This window comes from Afipia sp. P52-10 (assembly GCF_000516555.1).
In the GTDB taxonomy this organism is placed as follows: domain Bacteria; phylum Pseudomonadota; class Alphaproteobacteria; order Rhizobiales; family Xanthobacteraceae; genus P52-10.
In genome coordinates this window covers 898,651-915,564 of sequence record NZ_AZSJ01000003.1, presented here as the reverse complement: position 1 = coordinate 915,564, position 16,914 = coordinate 898,651, and the positions used below count along the sequence as shown (strand labels likewise).

General features: G+C 65.5%; 18 protein-coding genes. 12 read left to right on the top strand and 6 right to left on the bottom strand.

What is annotated here, in order from left to right; translation table 11 throughout:
• Positions 1 to 7: 7 nt before the first annotated feature.
• The 3 genes from X566_RS05665 to X566_RS05655 form a co-directional block, all read right to left on the bottom strand.
• A complete protein-coding gene (locus tag X566_RS05665; RefSeq protein ID WP_034464268.1) occupies positions 8 to 577 on the bottom strand; it encodes a nucleotidyltransferase family protein in 570 nt (189 codons plus the stop codon).
• Between the two features lie 24 nt (positions 578 to 601).
• Positions 602 to 2,029, bottom strand: a complete 1,428-nt coding sequence (gene tldD / locus X566_RS05660; protein ID WP_034464266.1) for a metalloprotease TldD — start codon at positions 2,027 to 2,029, stop codon at positions 602 to 604.
• Between the two features lie 267 nt (positions 2,030 to 2,296).
• Positions 2,297 to 2,842, bottom strand: a complete 546-nt coding sequence (locus tag X566_RS05655) for an invasion associated locus B family protein (protein ID WP_034464264.1) — start codon at positions 2,840 to 2,842, stop codon at positions 2,297 to 2,299.
• Positions 2,843 to 3,454: 612 nt separating this feature from the next.
• Between X566_RS05655 and coxB the strand changes: the two genes are divergently transcribed.
• From coxB to X566_RS05590, 12 genes are all read left to right on the top strand, one after another.
• Positions 3,455 to 4,315 carry a cytochrome c oxidase subunit II gene (gene coxB / locus X566_RS05645; protein ID WP_034464257.1) on the top strand — a complete coding sequence of 287 codons (861 nt, stop codon included), beginning with the start codon at positions 3,455 to 3,457 and terminating at the stop codon, positions 4,313 to 4,315.
• Positions 4,316 to 4,370: 55 nt separating this feature from the next.
• The gene (gene ctaD, locus X566_RS05640; RefSeq protein WP_034464254.1) at positions 4,371 to 5,978 is read left to right on the top strand and encodes a cytochrome c oxidase subunit I; all 1,608 of its coding nucleotides are present in this window, start codon (positions 4,371 to 4,373) and stop codon (positions 5,976 to 5,978) included.
• 56 nt (positions 5,979 to 6,034) lie between these two features.
• Positions 6,035 to 6,973: a heme o synthase gene (locus tag X566_RS05635; protein WP_034464252.1), complete on the top strand. Its 939-nt coding sequence runs from the start codon at positions 6,035 to 6,037 to the stop codon at positions 6,971 to 6,973.
• 18 nt (positions 6,974 to 6,991) lie between these two features.
• A complete protein-coding gene (locus X566_RS05630) occupies positions 6,992 to 7,156 on the top strand; it encodes a hypothetical protein (protein ID WP_034467994.1) in 165 nt (54 codons plus the stop codon).
• 28 nt (positions 7,157 to 7,184) lie between these two features.
• Positions 7,185 to 7,796, top strand: coding sequence for a cytochrome c oxidase assembly protein (locus X566_RS05625; protein WP_034464250.1), 612 nt, complete (start codon positions 7,185 to 7,187; stop codon positions 7,794 to 7,796).
• 63 nt (positions 7,797 to 7,859) lie between these two features.
• Entirely contained in the window at positions 7,860 to 8,726 is an 867-nt protein-coding gene (locus X566_RS05620) for a cytochrome c oxidase subunit 3 (protein WP_034464248.1), read from the top strand.
• A 93-nt stretch (positions 8,727 to 8,819) separates the two neighbouring features.
• Positions 8,820 to 9,224: a DUF983 domain-containing protein gene (locus X566_RS05615; protein ID WP_034464246.1), complete on the top strand. Its 405-nt coding sequence runs from the start codon at positions 8,820 to 8,822 to the stop codon at positions 9,222 to 9,224.
• A complete protein-coding gene (locus X566_RS05610) occupies positions 9,217 to 9,948 on the top strand; it encodes an SURF1 family protein (protein WP_034464243.1) in 732 nt (243 codons plus the stop codon). The genes X566_RS05615 and X566_RS05610 overlap by 8 nt, the downstream gene beginning before the upstream one ends.
• A gap of 149 nt (positions 9,949 to 10,097) precedes the next feature.
• Positions 10,098 to 11,507, top strand: a complete 1,410-nt coding sequence (gene thrC / locus X566_RS05605; RefSeq protein ID WP_034464240.1) for a threonine synthase — start codon at positions 10,098 to 10,100, stop codon at positions 11,505 to 11,507.
• 40 nt (positions 11,508 to 11,547) lie between these two features.
• Positions 11,548 to 12,834: a pitrilysin family protein gene (locus X566_RS05600; protein ID WP_034464238.1), complete on the top strand. Its 1,287-nt coding sequence runs from the start codon at positions 11,548 to 11,550 to the stop codon at positions 12,832 to 12,834.
• A 275-nt stretch (positions 12,835 to 13,109) separates the two neighbouring features.
• Positions 13,110 to 13,697, top strand: a complete 588-nt coding sequence (locus X566_RS05595; protein WP_034467992.1) for a GNAT family N-acetyltransferase — start codon at positions 13,110 to 13,112, stop codon at positions 13,695 to 13,697.
• Between the two features lie 243 nt (positions 13,698 to 13,940).
• Complete coding sequence (locus tag X566_RS05590) at positions 13,941 to 14,672, top strand: hypothetical protein (protein WP_244434687.1); 732 nt, start codon at positions 13,941 to 13,943, stop codon at positions 14,670 to 14,672.
• 835 nt (positions 14,673 to 15,507) lie between these two features.
• Here X566_RS05590 and X566_RS05580 read toward each other — a convergent pair.
• From X566_RS05580 to X566_RS05570, 3 genes are all read right to left on the bottom strand, one after another.
• A complete protein-coding gene (locus X566_RS05580; protein ID WP_034464231.1) occupies positions 15,508 to 15,990 on the bottom strand; it encodes an ATP F0F1 synthase subunit B in 483 nt (160 codons plus the stop codon).
• A 4-nt stretch (positions 15,991 to 15,994) separates the two neighbouring features.
• A complete protein-coding gene (locus X566_RS05575; protein ID WP_051443894.1) occupies positions 15,995 to 16,567 on the bottom strand; it encodes an ATP synthase subunit B in 573 nt (190 codons plus the stop codon).
• Between the two features lie 65 nt (positions 16,568 to 16,632).
• Positions 16,633 to 16,860, bottom strand: a complete 228-nt coding sequence (locus X566_RS05570) for a F0F1 ATP synthase subunit C (protein WP_034464228.1) — start codon at positions 16,858 to 16,860, stop codon at positions 16,633 to 16,635.
• Between the last annotated feature and the right edge of the window lie 54 nt (positions 16,861 to 16,914).

The window sequence follows — 16,914 nt, the reverse complement described above, 5'->3', positions numbered from 1 at the left end:
GGATCGGCTAAGGCTCCGCCGGAATGACGGTGAGCTCCGGCCACAGGCTTTTCCAGCGAGCGGCTTTCTGGGCGTAGGCTTCGGCAGAAAAGTTCGGCGTGAGGTTCGGGCGCACGATCATGTTCGCGACGTCGTCGAAGGCATGCGGCGCGTAGACATCGCAACCTTCGTTTGCGAATCGAAGTCCGATCATGGTGTTGCGCGTGAGGAAGTGGTCGATGCCTTGCGTTGCCGAGCGAAGCTCCGGATAGGGGCGGCCGTGCTTCTCGCGATACCACAGGTGAACGCGCGCCTGATTGCGGACCTGGATGTCGATCCCGAGCCTGGATGCGGTCGGTCTCATGGCGCGGATGACCGCGTCTTCCGCATCCCATGATGGATCGGGATCGAAATAGAAGACGTCGTAATCGGCGATGCCGTGGGTGATCGTGCGGCCGGTCTGGACGTTCCAGACCGTCTGCACCAGGCAGCCTGAGACCAGCCACGCATCCGGCACGCGAAGGCGTGCCAGTTCGTCCAGGATCGCGGCGTTCGCCGGATTGCGGAGCGCCGTTCGAACGAAGCTGTCAGCATCCATTCCAGGCTCGCCGCAATTTCAACCTCAGCCGCCCGTGCCGCCGACGGTGATGCGGTCCATGCGCAGCGTCGGCTGGCCGACGCCGACCGGTACGCCTTGGCCGTTCTTGCCGCAGGTGCCGATGCCGGTGTCGAGTTCGAGGTCGTTGCCGACCATGGAGATGCGATGCAGATCGGTCGGGCCGTTGCCGATCAGCATCGCGCCCTTCAGCGGCGCGCCGATCGTGCCGTTCTCGATGCGGTACGCCTCGGTGCATTGGAACACGTACTTGCCCGAGGTGATGTCCACCTGCCCGCCGCCGAAATTGACCGCGTAGATGCCGTTCTTCACCGAGGCGAGAATCTCCTTCGGGTCGTGCTGGCCCGCCAGCATGTAGGTGTTGGTCATGCGCGGCATCGGCACATGGGCGTAGCTCTCGCGCCGGCCGTTGCCGGTCGGCTTCATGTTCATCAGCCGCGCGTTCTGCCGGTCCTGCATGTAGCCGACCAGGATGCCGTCCTCGATCAGCACGGTGCGGTTGGTCGGCGTGCCTTCGTCGTCGATCGAGAGCGAGCCGCGCCGGTTCTGGATGGTGCCATCATCGACCACGGTGACGCCCTTGGCCGCCACCTGCTGGCCCATCAGCCCGGCGAACGCCGAGGTCTGTTTGCGGTTGAAGTCGCCTTCCAGGCCATGGCCCACCGCCTCGTGCAGCATCACGCCGGGCCAGCCGGGGCCGAGCACCACGTCCATCTCGCCTGCCGGAGCGGGCACGGAGTCGAGATTGACCAGCGCCTGCCGCAGCGCGCCGTCGGCGGCATTGCGCCAGGCCTTGGTCTCGATGAAGCGCTGGTAGCCTTCGCGCCCGCCATAGCCATGGCTGCCGGTCTCCTGCCGGTCACCGGAGCCGGCGACGACAGCGACGTTCACCCGCACCAGCGGGCGGATGTCGCGATAGCTCTCGCCGTCGGGGCGGACGATCTCGACCACCTGCCAGGTGGCGGCGAGGCTGACCGAGACCTGCCGCACGCGCGGGTCCTTGTCGCGGACATAGGCGTCGATCTCGCCGAGCAGTTTCACCTTGGCCTCGAAGCCCGGCGCGTCGAGCGGATTGTCGTCGCCGTAGAGGCGGACATTGGTGCGGGCGGGGGCGGCCGCGAGCGAGCCGGTATAGCCCGCGCGCACGGCGCCGACCGCGTCGGCGGCGCGTGCCAGCGCCGGAATCGATACATCGGACGAATGGGCGTAACCGACCGCGTCGTTCTTCACCGCGCGCAGGCCGAACCCTTGCGCGGTGTCGTAGGTCGCCTGCTTCAGCCGGCCGTTGTCGAACATCAGCGCTTCGGACTGGCGATATTCGAGGAACAGCTCGCCATCGTCCGCACCTATCAGGCCGCGGGCGATCTCGGCTTTGACCTGGTCGCGGTCGAGGCCGGAGCGGTCGAGCAGGGATGTTGTGGCGGGATGGGTCATGATGGATCCTCGAGCAAAACCGGGTTGCAACACACCATCACCGGCCCGTCAGGACGGACGGCGCATGCGCGCATTCAACGCAAGATAAGTGTCAAAGCGGCCAAGTGCGAGGGGGCTTGTGAACCCTCGCCCCGCTTGCGGGGAGAGGGTGCCTGAGCAACGCGAAGGCGGGGGAGGGGCGGCGGCGTAAGGTTTGCCCCTCACCCGGAGACGTCGCTGTCGCTCTGTCTCCGACCTCTCCCCGCAAGCGGGGCGAAGTGGAAAAAGTCACGGCAACTTGTCGTAACCTTCGCCGATGCCGTTCAGGCTCAGCGGGAAGCCGATGCCTTCCTCAGGCGTCTCGAAGATGATGAAGGTTGCGGTCTTCGCGCTCCTGAGCTGGCCGAGCAGGTTGTCGTCCATCACCACCTCGGCGACACAGCCGTTCGGCAGGCAGCGGACGAAGCCGGCGCGGCCGACGTCCTTGTCGTCGAGCTTCAGTCCGAGACCGGACGGAAGCAGCACGCCGAGCGGAGCGACCACGCGCATCAGCTTGCTCTTCTGATCGGCGGTCTTCAGGATGATCACGGTCAGTCCGGCGTTGGAGCGGTCTTCCGCCACCACGCTCTGGATCAGCGCGCACTGTTCGCCCTGCGCGCCCGGTGGCGTGTCGCAGCGGATCTGCCAGTCGCCGGCCACCGCCTTGACCGCACCTTGGGCCTGCGCATCGCTCGCGCCGATGCCGAGCCAGCTTGTCGCCAGGCAGACCAGCACGGCCAGCGCCGTCAGTTTTCCGGAAACCCGGCGGAACCGGGGATGTTCAGAGGCGCCCATCGCGAGACTCTATCTTGTACTGGCCGCCCAAGACGCCGGCCGCGTGAATGATCGCACCGCTCCCGGATGTGCCGCCACCCGTCGCGTGGCTGGCCCGGAAGGACTCGAAACACATGATTCCAGTGCGGTTTTGGCCCGACACCGCCGTACGCATGGCCACATGACTGACCATGACCACGGCGCCGCTGCCGGAGGGGTCCACACCGGGCGGACAGAACGCCTCGTGGCGTCCGCCATCCGCCCACCGCCCAATGGACCCGTAACTGCGGCGTCTTGAAGGCGTCCCGCAACCGTCGGTCGCGATCGGGCGCGAATCAGGCCGTCGCAGCCATCCCATCACGGCCTATACCGTGCAAATCCTCAGTCAAGCAGAAGCTGCCGGTTTGCGGCTGGAAGATAAGGCGAATTACGCGCTGCGCTGCTCTGCGCGGGCGGCTGCGCTCCCCTGTTGCAAAGGGGGATGAGGTGCATTGCGGTGGCCTTTGAAGTGTGATTTGAGAGGCGGGATTCTTCGACGCGTTCTAAGCCGATTTTCGGCGCGGATTCGCGTTGTTGGGCGCGGTCGAGCGATAGCCTGCGCCAGAGCGTGGATTTTGAGGGAGCTTGGGCGGCATGAAGATGTCGATGAGGCGGATGGGCTTGTTGGGCCTCATGGGATTGGCGGTCACGGGATTGGCGATCGTCGTCCTGACTGGCGGCGCGGCGTGGGCGGCCCAGCCGGAGCCGTGGAAGCTTGGATTCCAGGAAGCGGCATCGCCGGTGATGGAGGACATCGTCTGGTTCCATCACTTCCTGCTCTGGATCATCACGGCGATCACGATCTTCGTGCTGCTTCTGCTGGTGATCGTGATCTTCCGCTTCAATGCGCGGTCGAACCCGAATCCCTCGAAGACCACCCACAACACCATGATCGAGGTCGCCTGGACCATCATCCCGGTGTTGATCCTGGTCGGGATCGCGGTGCCGTCGTTCCGGCTGCTGTTCTATCAGCTCGACGTGCCGAAGGCGGACCTGACCATCAAGGCCACCGGCAAGCAGTGGTTCTGGACCTTCGCCTACCCGGACAACGGTCCGTTCGAGTTCGATTCGATCATGCTGCAGGACAACCAGCGCAAGCCGGACCAGCCGCGTCTGCTCGCGGTCGACAACGAGGTGGTCGTGCCGGTCAACAAGGTGGTCCGCGTGCAGACCACCGGCGCCGATGTCATCCACGCGTTCGCGCTGCCGGCGTTCGGCGTGAAGATCGACGCCATTCCGGGGCGCCTGAACGAGACCTGGTTCAAGGCCACCAAGGAAGGCGTCTACTACGGACAGTGCTCGGAATTGTGCGGCAAGGACCATGCGTTCATGCCGATCGCGATCCGTGTCGTGAACGATCAGGCGTTCGAGGCCTGGCTCGCGGACGCCAAGAAGAAGTTCGCGTCAACACCGGATAACAGCAAGTTCGCGTCGGTCGGCGCGGTCGCCCAGTAACGGCGCCTGCGATCAGATAGCGATAGGACCAGAGTAGGTTCGAGGGACGAAGATAATGGCAAGTTCAGCGGCACAGGATCACGCACACGACGATCACGGCCACCCGACCGGCTGGCGCAGGTACGTCTATTCGACGAACCACAAGGACATCGGCACGATGTACCTGATCTTCGCGATCATCGCCGGCATCATCGGCGGCGGTCTGTCGATCGTGATGCGCATGGAACTGCAAGAGCCGGGGATGCAGTACTTCTCCAACGGCGGCATGTTCAACGTGTTCGTCACCGGCCACGGCCTGATCATGATCTTCTTCATGGTGATGCCGGCGATGATCGGCGGCTTCGGCAACTGGTTCGTGCCGCTGATGATCGGCGCGCCGGACATGGCGTTCCCGCGCATGAACAACATCTCGTTCTGGCTGCTGCCGGCCGCGTTCGCGCTGCTGCTGATCTCGATGTTCGTCCCCGGCGAGGCGGGCGGGCACGGCGTCGGCGCCGGCTGGACGCTGTATGCGCCGCTGTCCACCTCGGGCCATCCGGGGCCGTCGGTGGATTTCGGCATTCTGTCGATGCACATTGCCGGTGCGTCGTCGATCCTCGGCGCCATCAACTTCATCACCACCATCTTCAACATGCGCGCGCCGGGCATGACCCTGCACAAGATGCCGCTGTTCGTGTGGTCGATCCTGGTGACGGTGTTCCTGCTCTTGCTGTCGCTGCCGGTGCTGGCCGGTGCGATCACCATGCTGCTGACGGACCGTAACTTCGGCACCACCTTCTTCAATCCGGAAGGCGGCGGCGACCCGATCCTGTATCAGCATCTGTTCTGGTTCTTCGGTCACCCCGAAGTGTACATCCTGATTCTGCCGGGCTTCGGCATGATCAGCCAGATCGTCTCGACCTTCTCGCGCAAGCCGGTGTTCGGTTATCTCGGCATGGCCTACGCGATGGTGGCGATCGGCGGCATCGGCTTCGTCGTGTGGGCGCACCACATGTACACCGTCGGCATGTCGGCGGCGGCCCAGGCCTACTTCGTCGCCGCGACGATGGTGATCGCGGTGCCGACCGGCGTGAAGATCTTCTCGTGGATCGCCACCATGTGGGGCGGCTCGATCGAGTTCCGCGCGCCGATGCTGTGGGCGATCGGCTTCATCTTCCTGTTCACCGTCGGCGGCGTCACCGGCGTCGTGCTGGCGAACGCCGGTGTCGATCGCGCGCTGCAGGAGACCTACTACGTCATCGCGCACTTCCACTACGTGCTGTCGCTCGGTGCCGTGTTCGCGATCTTCGCCGGCTGGTACTACTGGTTCCCGAAGATGTTCGGCTACATGTACAGCGAGACGATCGCCAAGCTGCACTTCTGGGTCACCTTCATCGGCGTCAACATGCTGTTCTTCCCGCAGCACTTCCTCGGTCTGCAGGGCATGCCGCGCCGCTACGTCGACTATCCGGATGCGTTCGCCGGCTGGAACTACATCTCGTCGGTCGGTTCCTACATCTCCGGCTTCGGCGTGCTGATCTTCCTGTTCGGCGTCGTGCATGCGTTCGTGCGCAAGGAGCAGGCTGCGAACAACCCGTGGGGGCCTGGCGCCACCACGCTGGAGTGGACGCTGACCTCACCGCCGCCGTTCCACCAGTTCGAAGTGCTGCCGAAGATCAAGTAAAGCGAGAGACTGTCCGGCGCGGCCTGGTCCGCGCCGGATCTTGAGAGAGTGCCGCCTTGTCGATTGTCGATCATAACCCGATCAGCGTTTCGCCCCGGATTTCCGAGGCGACGGTCGGCGACTACATCGCGCTGTTGAAGCCGCGGGTAATGTCGCTCGTGATCTTCACGGCGCTGGTCGGCATCGTCATGGCTCCCGGCCACATGCATCCGGTGATGGCGTTCACCGCGCTGCTCTGCATCTCGGTCGGTGCCGGCGCCTCGGGCGCCCTCAATATGTGGTACGACCGCGACATCGACGCGGTGATGTCGCGCACACAGAAGCGGCCGATCCCGCAGGGGCGCGTCACCCCGTCGGAGGCGCTGACCTTCGGCATGACGCTGTCGTTCTTCTCGGTGTTCACGCTCGGCACGCTGGTCAACTGGTTCGCCGCCGGCCTGCTCGCCTTCACCATCTTCTTCTATGTCGTGATCTACACGATGTGGTTGAAGCGCTCGACCGCGCAGAACATCGTCATTGGCGGTGCCGCCGGTTCGCTGCCTCCGGTGGTCGGCTGGGTCGCGGCCACCGGCTCGCTCTCGGTCGAACCGCTGATCCTGTTCGCGATCATCTTCCTGTGGACGCCGCCGCACTTCTGGGCGCTGTCGCTGTATCGCACCGACGACTTCATCCGCGCCAAGCTGCCGATGCTGCCGGTGGTCGCCGGCCCCGCCGCAACCCGGCTGCAGATCCTGCTCTATACCGTCGTGCTGGTCGCGGTCGCGATCGCGCCGTGGCCGCTCGGCTACTTCGATCGTGCCTATGGTATCGTCTCGGTGATCTCCGGCGCGGCCATGCTCTGGCTCGCTGTGCAGGTCTACCGCAAGCGGGAAGGCGCCGCCGCCGAGCAGGCCGCGCGCAACCTGTTCGCGTTCTCGATCCTTTACCTGTTCGTGCTGTTCGCGACGCTGCTGGTCGATGCGCTGCTGCCGTTCGCGATGCGGCTGGCCGGCTGACGGATGGACGCGCAGGCGATGGACAACAACGACGACAGCGAGGGCATCGTCCTCACCGAGCAGCAGAAGCGCAGCCGCCGGCAGCGCTCGATTGCGATCGCGGTGGTGCTCGGCCTGCTGGTGGTGCTGTTCTTTATCGTGACGCTGGTGCGCGGCCCGGCCGTGCTGATCCGGCCGATCTGACGGCTTTTGTGAAGGTGGTTTGGGGACCATGACGGAAGCAGCCAACAACACGCCGAAGAAGGCGCCGCGCGTCGGCCGCGATGCGCTGGTGGCGAGCGTGTGCGGTCTCGTCGTCGCACTGATGATCGGCGCCTCCTACGCCGCCGTCCCGTTCTACAACTGGTTCTGCCGCGTCACCGGCTTCGGCGGCACCACCCAGGTCGCGACGTCGATGCCGTCGCAGACGCTGGAGCGCACCATCAACGTCCGCTTCGATGCCAACGTGATGGCCGGCCTGCCTTGGAAGTTCGAGCCGGAGCAGACCGAGATCAGCGTGCGGATCGGCGAGGTGATCACCGCCTATTACAAGGTCACCAATCTCGCCGCGCGTGCGACGCTCGGTCAGGCCGCCTACAACGTCACGCCGCTGACCGCCGGCATCCACTTCCAGAAGATCAATTGTTTCTGCTTCACCGAGCAGCGTTTCGGCCCTGGCGAGACGCGCGAGATGGCGGTGGTGTTCTACGTCGATCCGGCGATCATCGCCGATCCGGAGCACCAGGGCCTGAACACGATCACCCTGTCCTATACCTTCTATCCGTTGCGCGAGGAGCCGAAGCCGTTGGCCCAGGCGACAGACAAGCGGAACGGAAACCTGTAAACTTGCCAATACGCGGCCGAATCCCTAACCGGACCAGGCCTCGACGCTTACGGAGACGCCAAGATGGCCGACGCGCACGCCAAGCATCACGATTATCACCTCGTCAATCCGTCGCCGTGGCCGTTCGTCGGTTCGGTGTCGGCCTTCATCATGGCGGTGGGGGCGATCGGCTGGATGCATCACATGTATGCCGGCGCGCCGATCGTGTTCGGCGTCGGCCTGATCGGCGTGCTCTACACGATGGCCGGCTGGTGGGCCGATGTCATCCGCGAGGCCAATGGCGGCGATCACACCCGCGTCGTGCAGCTGCATCACCGCTACGGCATGATCCTGTTCATCGCCTCGGAGGTGATGTTCTTCGTCGCCTGGTTCTGGGCCTACTTCTCCTCGGCGCTGTTTCCGGCCGATATCCATCAGGTGGCGCGCGCGGAGCTGTTCGGCGGCGTCTGGCCGCCGAAGGGCATTGAGACCTTCGATCCCTGGCACCTGCCGCTGCTCAACACGCTGATCCTGTTGACCTCGGGCACCACCGTCACCTGGGCGCACCATGCGCTGCTCGAGGGTGACCGCCAGGGCCTGAAGTGGGGCCTGATCCTGACCGTCGCGCTCGGCGCGGTGTTCACCTGCGTCCAGGCTTACGAGTACAGCCACGCGACCTTCGCCTTCAAAGGCCACATCTATGGCGCCACCTTCTTCATGGCGACCGGCTTCCACGGTTTCCATGTGCTGGTCGGCACCGTGTTCCTGATCGTCTGCCTGCTGCGCGTCTACGCGGGCCATTTCACACCGAAGCAGCATCTCGGCTTCGAGTTCGCCGCCTGGTACTGGCACTTCGTTGACGTGGTGTGGCTGTTCCTGTTCGTCGCGATCTATGTCTGGGGCCATGGCCCCGAAGGCGCCGCGGCGCATGGGGCGGCGGCGGCGCACTGATCGCGGGCCGCAAACGAAACGAGAGGGCGGCTCCGGGCCGCCCTTTTCTTTTCCGCCTGGATCGTCACGGCGGGCTCACGGAGGCCGAAACTCATGACCGGCATCGCTCCATCCACGCTGTCGCAGGCGGTCGTCCGCGGCATCGCCTGCAAGTGTCCGCGCTGTGGCGAGGGCAAGCTGTATGCGGGCTTCCTCGCGCTGGCGCCGTCCTGCAAAGCTTGCGGCCTCGACTACACCTTCATCGATGCGGGCGACGGCCCGGCGGTGTTCATCATCCTGATTGCCGGCTTCATCGTCGTGTTCTGCGCGCTGATCGTCGAGGTGGTCTATCAGCCGCCGTTCTGGGTGCATGCGGTGCTGTGGGTGCCGCTGATCCTCGCCACCACGCTCTTGCCGCTGCGTTCGATGAAGTCGCTGCTGATCGCCCTGCAGTACCATCACCGCGCCCGCGAAGGCCGGTTGATCGATCGCGATGCGGCGCAGGCCCGTGATGAGTGAGACGGCCGTGCCCCGTCGTGGCCTTCTGATCCCGGTGCTGACGACGCTGCTGATCGTCGGCGCGCTGCTGTCGCTTGGCTTTTGGCAACTGTCGCGGCTTGCCGACAAGCGCGCGCTGATCGCCGCCCTCGACGAGCGTCTCGCGGCGCAGCCGGTGGCTTTGCCGCCGGTTACGCAATGGGGCGCGCTCTCGGCGCGGACGGACGAATTCCGTCGCGTCACTCTTTCCGGCGTGGTCGCTCGGGGGCAGCAGGCGCGGGTGTTCGCCTCGGTCTCACCGCTGCGCAAGGACATCACCGGCACTGGCGCCTGGCTGTTCGCGCCGGTGAAGCTTGCGGGTGGAGAGCAGGTCGCCGTGAATCTCGGTTTCGTGCCCGAAGGCGCGGCCGTGCCGGCATCCCAGCCAGGCGGGCCGGAAACGCTCACCGGCTATATCCGTTTCCCGGAGCAGGCCGGTTGGCTGACGCCGGTCGCCGACATGGCGAAGCGGCTGTGGTTCGTGCGCGATCCGGTGGCGATGGCGCAGGCGCTCGGCTGGGGGCCGGTCGCGCCGTTCTACATCGACCTGGAGGCTCCGGTTCCGCCCGGCGGCGTGCCGAAGCCGGGGCCGCTGCAGGTCCAGCTCAAGAACGACCACCTGCAATATGCCATCACCTGGTTTCTGCTCGCAGCGGCCGTGGCCATCGCCTTCGCGGTCTGGCTGCGCGGCCACCGGCGGGCATGACCGGAAGGTGCTGAAGTACCAGCGCGTGTCCTTGTGAAGTCCCAATCCTGCGGATAATGTGCCCGGCACCCGCGCCGTTGGCGTGTGCTCATATTTCCCTTTAATTATCAAAGCTTTGTGTGTATCGCGCAGGCTTTGGAGGATGTTCGGTGCGCTATATCTCGACCCGCGGGGAGGCCCCCGCGCTGGGCTTCTGTGACGTGATGCTGACCGGGCTCGCCCGTGACGGCGGCCTGTACGTGCCGGAAACCTGGCCGCAGCTCTCGGCGGAGGCGATCGCGGCGCTGTTCGGCAGGCCCTACACCGAGGTCGCGGTCGAGGTCATCCGCCCGTTCGTCGATGGCGAGATCGCCGATGCCGATCTCGCGCGCATGGCGAACGAAGCCTACGCGACCTTCCGTCATCCCGCCGTGGTGCCGCTCGACCAGACCGCGCCGGACCAGTTCATCCTCGAGCTGTTTCACGGGCCGACGCTGGCGTTCAAGGACGTGGCGATGCAGCTGCTCGCGCGGTTGATGGACCATGTGCTGGCCAAGCGCGGCGAGCGCACTACCATCGTCGTCGCCACCTCCGGCGACACCGGCGGCGCCGCAGTCGAGGCGTTCGCCGGCCGCGACAACGTCGATCTGTTCGTGCTGTTTCCGGACGGGCGCATCTCCGAGGTGCAGCGGCGGATGATGACCACCGCGAATGCCGCCAACGTGCATGCGCTCGCCGTGGACGGCACCTTCGATGACTGCCAGGCGCTGGTGAAGGCGCTGTTCAATCATCATCGCTTCCGCGATTCGGTCGCGCTGTCGGGGGTCAACTCGATCAACTGGGCGCGGATCGTCGCGCAGACGGTCTACTACTTCACCGCGGCGGTGGCGCTCGGCGCGCCGGCGCGGAGCGTCGATTTCACCGTGCCAACCGGCAACTTCGGTGACATCTTCGCCGGCTACGTCGCCAAGCGGATGGGTCTTCCGGTCGGCCGGCTGCGCATCGCCACCAACGTCAACGACATCCTCGCCCGCACGCTGGCGAGCGGCGCCTACGAGCTGCGCGACGTGCAGGAAACCTCCTCGCCGTCGATGGATATCCAGGTGTCGTCGAATTTCGAGCGGCTGGTGTTCGAGGCGACCGGCCGCGACAGCGCCATGGTGCGCGGGCTGATGGCCTCGCTCGGCCAGTCCGGCCGCTTCGTGCTGCCGGCCGGCGCGCTGGCCAGTATCCGCGAACAGTTCGATGCCGGCCGCGCCGATGAGGATGAGGTGAATGCGGCGATCCGCACCGCCTGGCGCGAGAGCGGCGACCTGATCGACCCGCATACGGCGGTGGCGGTCGCGGTGTCGGAGCATGCCGCGGCGACGCCGCATGTGCCGAACATCGTGCTGTCCACTGCCCATGCCGCGAAATTTCCCGATGCGGTGGAGGCGGCTTGCGGTGCGCGCCCGGCCTTGCCTGCCTACCTATCTGGGCTGATGACCAAGCAGGAAACCATCACGCGCATGCCGAACGACCGCGCCGAGCTGGAACGCTTCATCCTGAAGGCGAGTCGTGTGGCGAAGGCGCCGGCGTGAGCACCCCCGGCGTGAGCACCCATGGACACGAGGACCGAGTATGAGCGTTAAACTGACCACGCTGCCGTCGGGGCTCACCATCGTCACCGATGCGATGCCGCATCTGGAGACGGCGGCGCTCGGCGTCTGGACTGGCGTCGGCGGCCGCGACGAGCTCGCCAACGAGCACGGCGTGTCGCACTTCCTCGAGCACATGGCGTTCAAGGGCACCAAGACGCGTTCGGCGCGGCAGATCGTTGAGGAGATCGAGAACGTCGGCGGCGATCTCAACGCGGCGACCAGCACCGAGACCACCGCCTACTACGCCCGCGTGCTGAAGGCGGATGTCGGCCTCGGCCTCGACGTGCTGTCGGACATCCTCGCCAACCCAGTGTTCGAGGCGGAGGAGGTCGAGCGCGAGAAGAGCGTGATCGAGCAGGAGATCGGTGCCGCGCAGGATACGCCCGACGACGTGATCTTCGAGCACATGAACGAACTGGCGTTCCCCGACCAGCCGATGGGCCGCTCGCTGCTCGGCACGCCGGAGACGTTGCAGGGGTTCAGCGGCGATACGCTGCGCGGCTATCTCGCCAAGCATTATCGCGCTCCCGACATGGTGGTCGCCGCGGCCGGCGCGGTCGAGCATGAGGCGGTGGTCGCGGAAACGGCGCAGCGCTTCGCCTCGTTCGCAGGACCCTCGGCGCCCGCGCCGCTGCCGGCGAAGTTCGGCGGCGGATCGCGTATCGTCCAGCGTGATCTGGAGCAGGCGCATCTGACGTTCGGCCTCGAGGGGCTGCCGCAGAAGGACCCGGCGCTGTTCAGCCTGCAGGTGTTCTCCTCGATCCTCGGCGGCGGAATGTCATCGCGGCTGTTCCAGGAGGTGCGCGAGAAGCGCGGGCTCTGCTACTCGATCTACACCTTCCACATGCCCTATTCGGACACCGGCTTCTTCGGCCTCTATACCGGGACTGATCCGGACGATGCGCCGGAGATGATGGACGTGGTGGTCGAGCAGATGAAGGCGGCTGCCGACAGCCTGACCGAGGTCGAGGTCAACCGCGCCAAGGCGCAGATGAAGGCCGGCCTGCTGATGGCGCTGGAAAGCTGCGGCTCCCGCGCCGAGCAGCTCGCGCGGCAGGTGCTGATGTTCGGCCGCCCGCTCACCAACGAGGAGATGATCGCCCGGATCGACAATGTCAGCCTCGCCTCCACCCGCCTGGCTGCCCAGGCGCTGCTGGCGCGCAGCCGTCCGGCGGTGGTCGCGCTTGGGTCGGGCCGCGGCCTGGAAAAGGCCGTCCAACTGGCCGAGGGGTTGACGGACGCGCCGGTTCGGGCACGTTATCACTAGTGTCCCCAATCCGAAGTTCGCTGTCCTTTGCAGGACGCTCAGAGCGAACTTCGGACTCGATAAGGACACTACCAAGTCAGTGATTCCAGTGTCGTTTCTGGATCAGACATTCGCACGATGGACTTGCAGAAACGATGCTGCGAGTGTCTGATCCACGACACTGGCCGTTCGCACGGTTTCGCGCAGCCGATGGCCAGCGGGCGGGTCTCCGGCCTGTTTGACCGCAGGCCGTCCGTTGCGGTTTGAAACAGGCGGTTTGAACAAGGGTTTTGCAGGTGGCCCTGTTTGGATTGACATCGTCGGTGCCGCCGGATCTCGCGCCGCGCGGATACGGGCTGTTGCTGCGCCCGCCGCAGATGAGCGATTTTCCGCAATGGTCGAAGCTGCGCGAGGATAGCCGCGCCTTCCTCACCCCGTGGGAGCCGATCTGGCCATCCGACGACCTGACCCGCTCCGGCTTCCGCCGCCGGCTGCGGCGCTATGCCGAAGACATCGCCGCCGACCGCGCCTATCCCTTTCTGATCTTCCGCATGGCCGACGACATGCTGCTCGGCGGCGTGACGCTGGCGAATGTCCGCCGCGGCATCGTCCAGGCCGGCACCATCGGCTACTGGGTCGGCGAGCCGTTTGCCGGGCAAGGCTACATGACGCTGGCGCTGCGGGTGCTGCTGCCTTTCATCTTCAGCGAGCTGAACCTGCACCGCATCGAGGCCGCCTGCATCCCGACCAACGCCGCCTCCGTGCGCGTGCTGGAGAAGTGCGGCTTCGTGCGCGAAGGGCTGGCGCGTCGCTATCTCTGCATCAATGGCGTCTGGCAGGACCATTGCCTGTTCGGGCTCTTGAACGAGGATCTGCGGCATTAGCGGGATGAGATTTGGACGAATCATCCTCGCGCTTTAGCTCATTGTTTAAGCATGATCTTTTCGGAAAACCGCTTCACACTTTTCCGGATCATGCTTTAGCGCATCGGCCCGAGCCGTTTGCGCCTGTCCGGACAGGTCGATGCGCAAAGAGCACCCGAATGGTACGGATCGGGACAACGCCTGCCTTTGGCTCGCCGTTATTGCTTTGCTATAAGGCGGGCGGTGGGTAACCGGGGTTATTTCATGCAGCGCGAAGAGTGTTCGAGCCGGTTCGGCGCAGGCGTATCTCGTCTGCGCGGTGGGCTCTGCGTGGTGATGGCCGGGCTGCTGCTTGCCAATTGCGGCGGCTTCGGCGGCGGTGGCGGACCGTCGGTCGGCGATCGTTTCAGCCAGTTGTTCGGCTCTGGCTCGCCGGCGGCGAGCTCCAACGCCCAGCTTGTCGGCACACCGCCGGCTCCGTTCCGGGGCGGCAATGCCGGCGGCAGCGACGGTGGCGTGCAGGGGGCAGCGTTCCAGGATTGCCCGCCGGTCGCCATCCGTGAGGGCGCCTCGACGCTACAGATCGGCCTGCATGGCAACACGATCACCGACAACAGCGAGCTGCGCTATCAGGGCACCATCAGCCGCAACGCGCGCGATTGCACCGTGGTCGGCAACGGCCAGGTGAACGCCCGTGTCGGCATCCAGGGCCGCATCATCGTCGGCCCGGCCGGCGCGCCGGCATCGGTGGACGTGCCGCTGCGCGTGGCGGTGGTGCAGGAAGGCGTACAGCCGAAGACCATCGCGACCAAGCTCTATCACACCACGGTCGATCTCGGCGGTCAGGAGAACGTGCCGTTCTCCTTTGTCGCCGAGGACGTGACGTTCCCGACGCCGCCCAGCGAGGCGCTCGGCGCCTACGTCATTTATATCGGCTTTGATCCCGATGGGGCCCGGCCTGCGCAACCGCGCAAGAAGGGCCGCGCCGCGCGCTAACGCGTGGATCGTTTGAAATCGAAGCGATGTGGTGACGCGGTTTTCACCTCTCCTTCAAGGGAGAGGTCGGCGCGGAACGCCGGGTGAGGGTGTTACAGACGACCGAGAGGCTCGATCCCCCTCACCCCAACCCTCTCCCGCTGGGAAGAGGGCGCACGCGATCCACTTCAGTCTGAAACAATCACGATCTAAAGCGCGGTGAGCGGCGCCGCCGCGTCGTACGGCTTTACCCGGATTGCAGGACGACCGCGGCCCGCCCATCTCAGTGCGTATGCGAGGCTGAGGAGCATCCGTGCGAGATGAACCTTGAAGCCGCTCGCATAGGCCAGAAGTGATCAGGAGGGCTCCGGTCATGTTGGCGGAAATGTTTGTGCTGAAGCTGGAGGCCCTGTTGCGGGCGGCGACCCTGGCGCCACGTCCGGTGCCGGCGAACGAGCCGGAACTCATTGCCCTCGTTGATGGGCTCAGGGATGACCAACGGCGTCTGTCGCCACACCGGCCGGGGCATGGGTTGGCGCACGGCAGCGTCCCGGCTGCGCCGCGGTCACCACGTCGCTAAAGCATGATCCGGAAACGTGTGAAGCGGTTTTCCGAAAAGAGCATGCTTGAACAATGAGCTAAGGCGCGAGAACGATTCATCCAAATCTCATCGCGCTTGAGATGTCGTTGGATCACGGCGCCATAACGAAGCCGCCGCAAGCGAGCGGCATGCATCGATCAGGCGCGCTTGATCCACACGCCGTCGGGCCGCGCATTCCCAGGCAAAGAAAAAGCCGGCCCGAAGGCCGGCCTTTTGTTTCGTTATCCGTCGCGCGACGCGTGAGCGCCTGCAGGCTCAGTTGAGCTTCTGGCGGACCTCGGTGATCCCCTGCGCCAGCAGCGCATCGGCGGTCTGGCCCTTGACCGTATCCGACAGAATGCGGGACGCGGCGGCAACGGCGGCATCGGCGGCTGCGGCGCGAACGTCGGCGAGCGCCTGGGCTTCGGCCTGGGCGATCTTGGTCTCCGCCATTTGCGTGCGACGTGCGACGAACTCCTCCATCCGCGTCTTGGCATCGGCGGCGACGCGCTCGGCTTCCGCCTTGGCGTTGGCGACGATTTCCTCGGCTTCCTTCACCGCGCTCTCGCGCTTGGCGCGATACTCGGCGACGAGCGCCTGCGCCTCTTCCTTCAAGCGGCGGGCATCGTCGAGTTCGTTCTTGATGCGGCTGGCCCGATGGTCGAGCGCCTCGGCGAGCTTCTTGTGCACGCCGAGATAGGCGAAACCGGCGAGCAGCAGCACGAATGCGGCGGCGACCCAGAATTCAGCTTCGAACATCGGTCTATCCCTTCAGCGACGCGTCGACGGCGGCGTCCACCGCCTTCGGGTCCGGCGCGGTGCCGGCGAGCCGCTGCACGATCGCGGCGGCGGCATCCGAGGCGATCGAGCGGACGTTGCCCATCGCGGTGGCGCGGGTGGCGGCAATGGCCTTCTCCGCATCGGCGAGCTTTCCGGCAAGACGGTCTTCGAGTTGCTTGCGCTCCTCGTCGGCCTGCTTGCTCAGCTTGTCCCGGATATCGCTGCCGATCGCCTGCGCGTTGGCGCGGGCCGTCGCCAGCTCGGTCTCATAAGCCTTGAGCGCAGCATCGGATTCGCTCTTCAGCCGCTGCGCTTCCGCCAGGTCGCCATCGATCGTGCCCTGCCGGTTGGCGATGATGCCGCCGACGCGCGGCAGCGCGAACTTCGACACGATCACATAGAGCAGGATGAACGCGATCGCGAACGAGACGAGCTGCGATGCGAAGGTCTCGGACTGGAACGGCGGGAAACCGCCCTTGCCATGGGCGTCCTCGGTACCATGCGAGGTCCCGGAAGACGGAGTCGTCGCGGCATTCGCGGGACTGATCAACGCCATCGGCGCACCTTCTTAAAAAAATGAGCCGCCTGGCCGCGCGCGTGCGGCCAGGCGAGGCAAGATCATCAAACGGCGAACAGCAACAGCAGCGCGATCAGCAGCGAGAAGATGCCGAGCGCTTCGGTCACGGCGAAGCCGAAGATCAGGTTCGCGAACTGGCTCTGCGCGGCCGATGGGTTACGCAGCGCGCCGTTGAGGAACTGGCTGAAGATGTTGCCCACGCCGACGGCGGCGCCGCCCATGCCGATCGCCGCGATACCGGCACCGATGTACTTTGCTGCGACTGGATCCATTTTTTGCTCCTGTTTGGATGGGTCGATTGCAGAAAACGTGTGTGAAGGAATGCG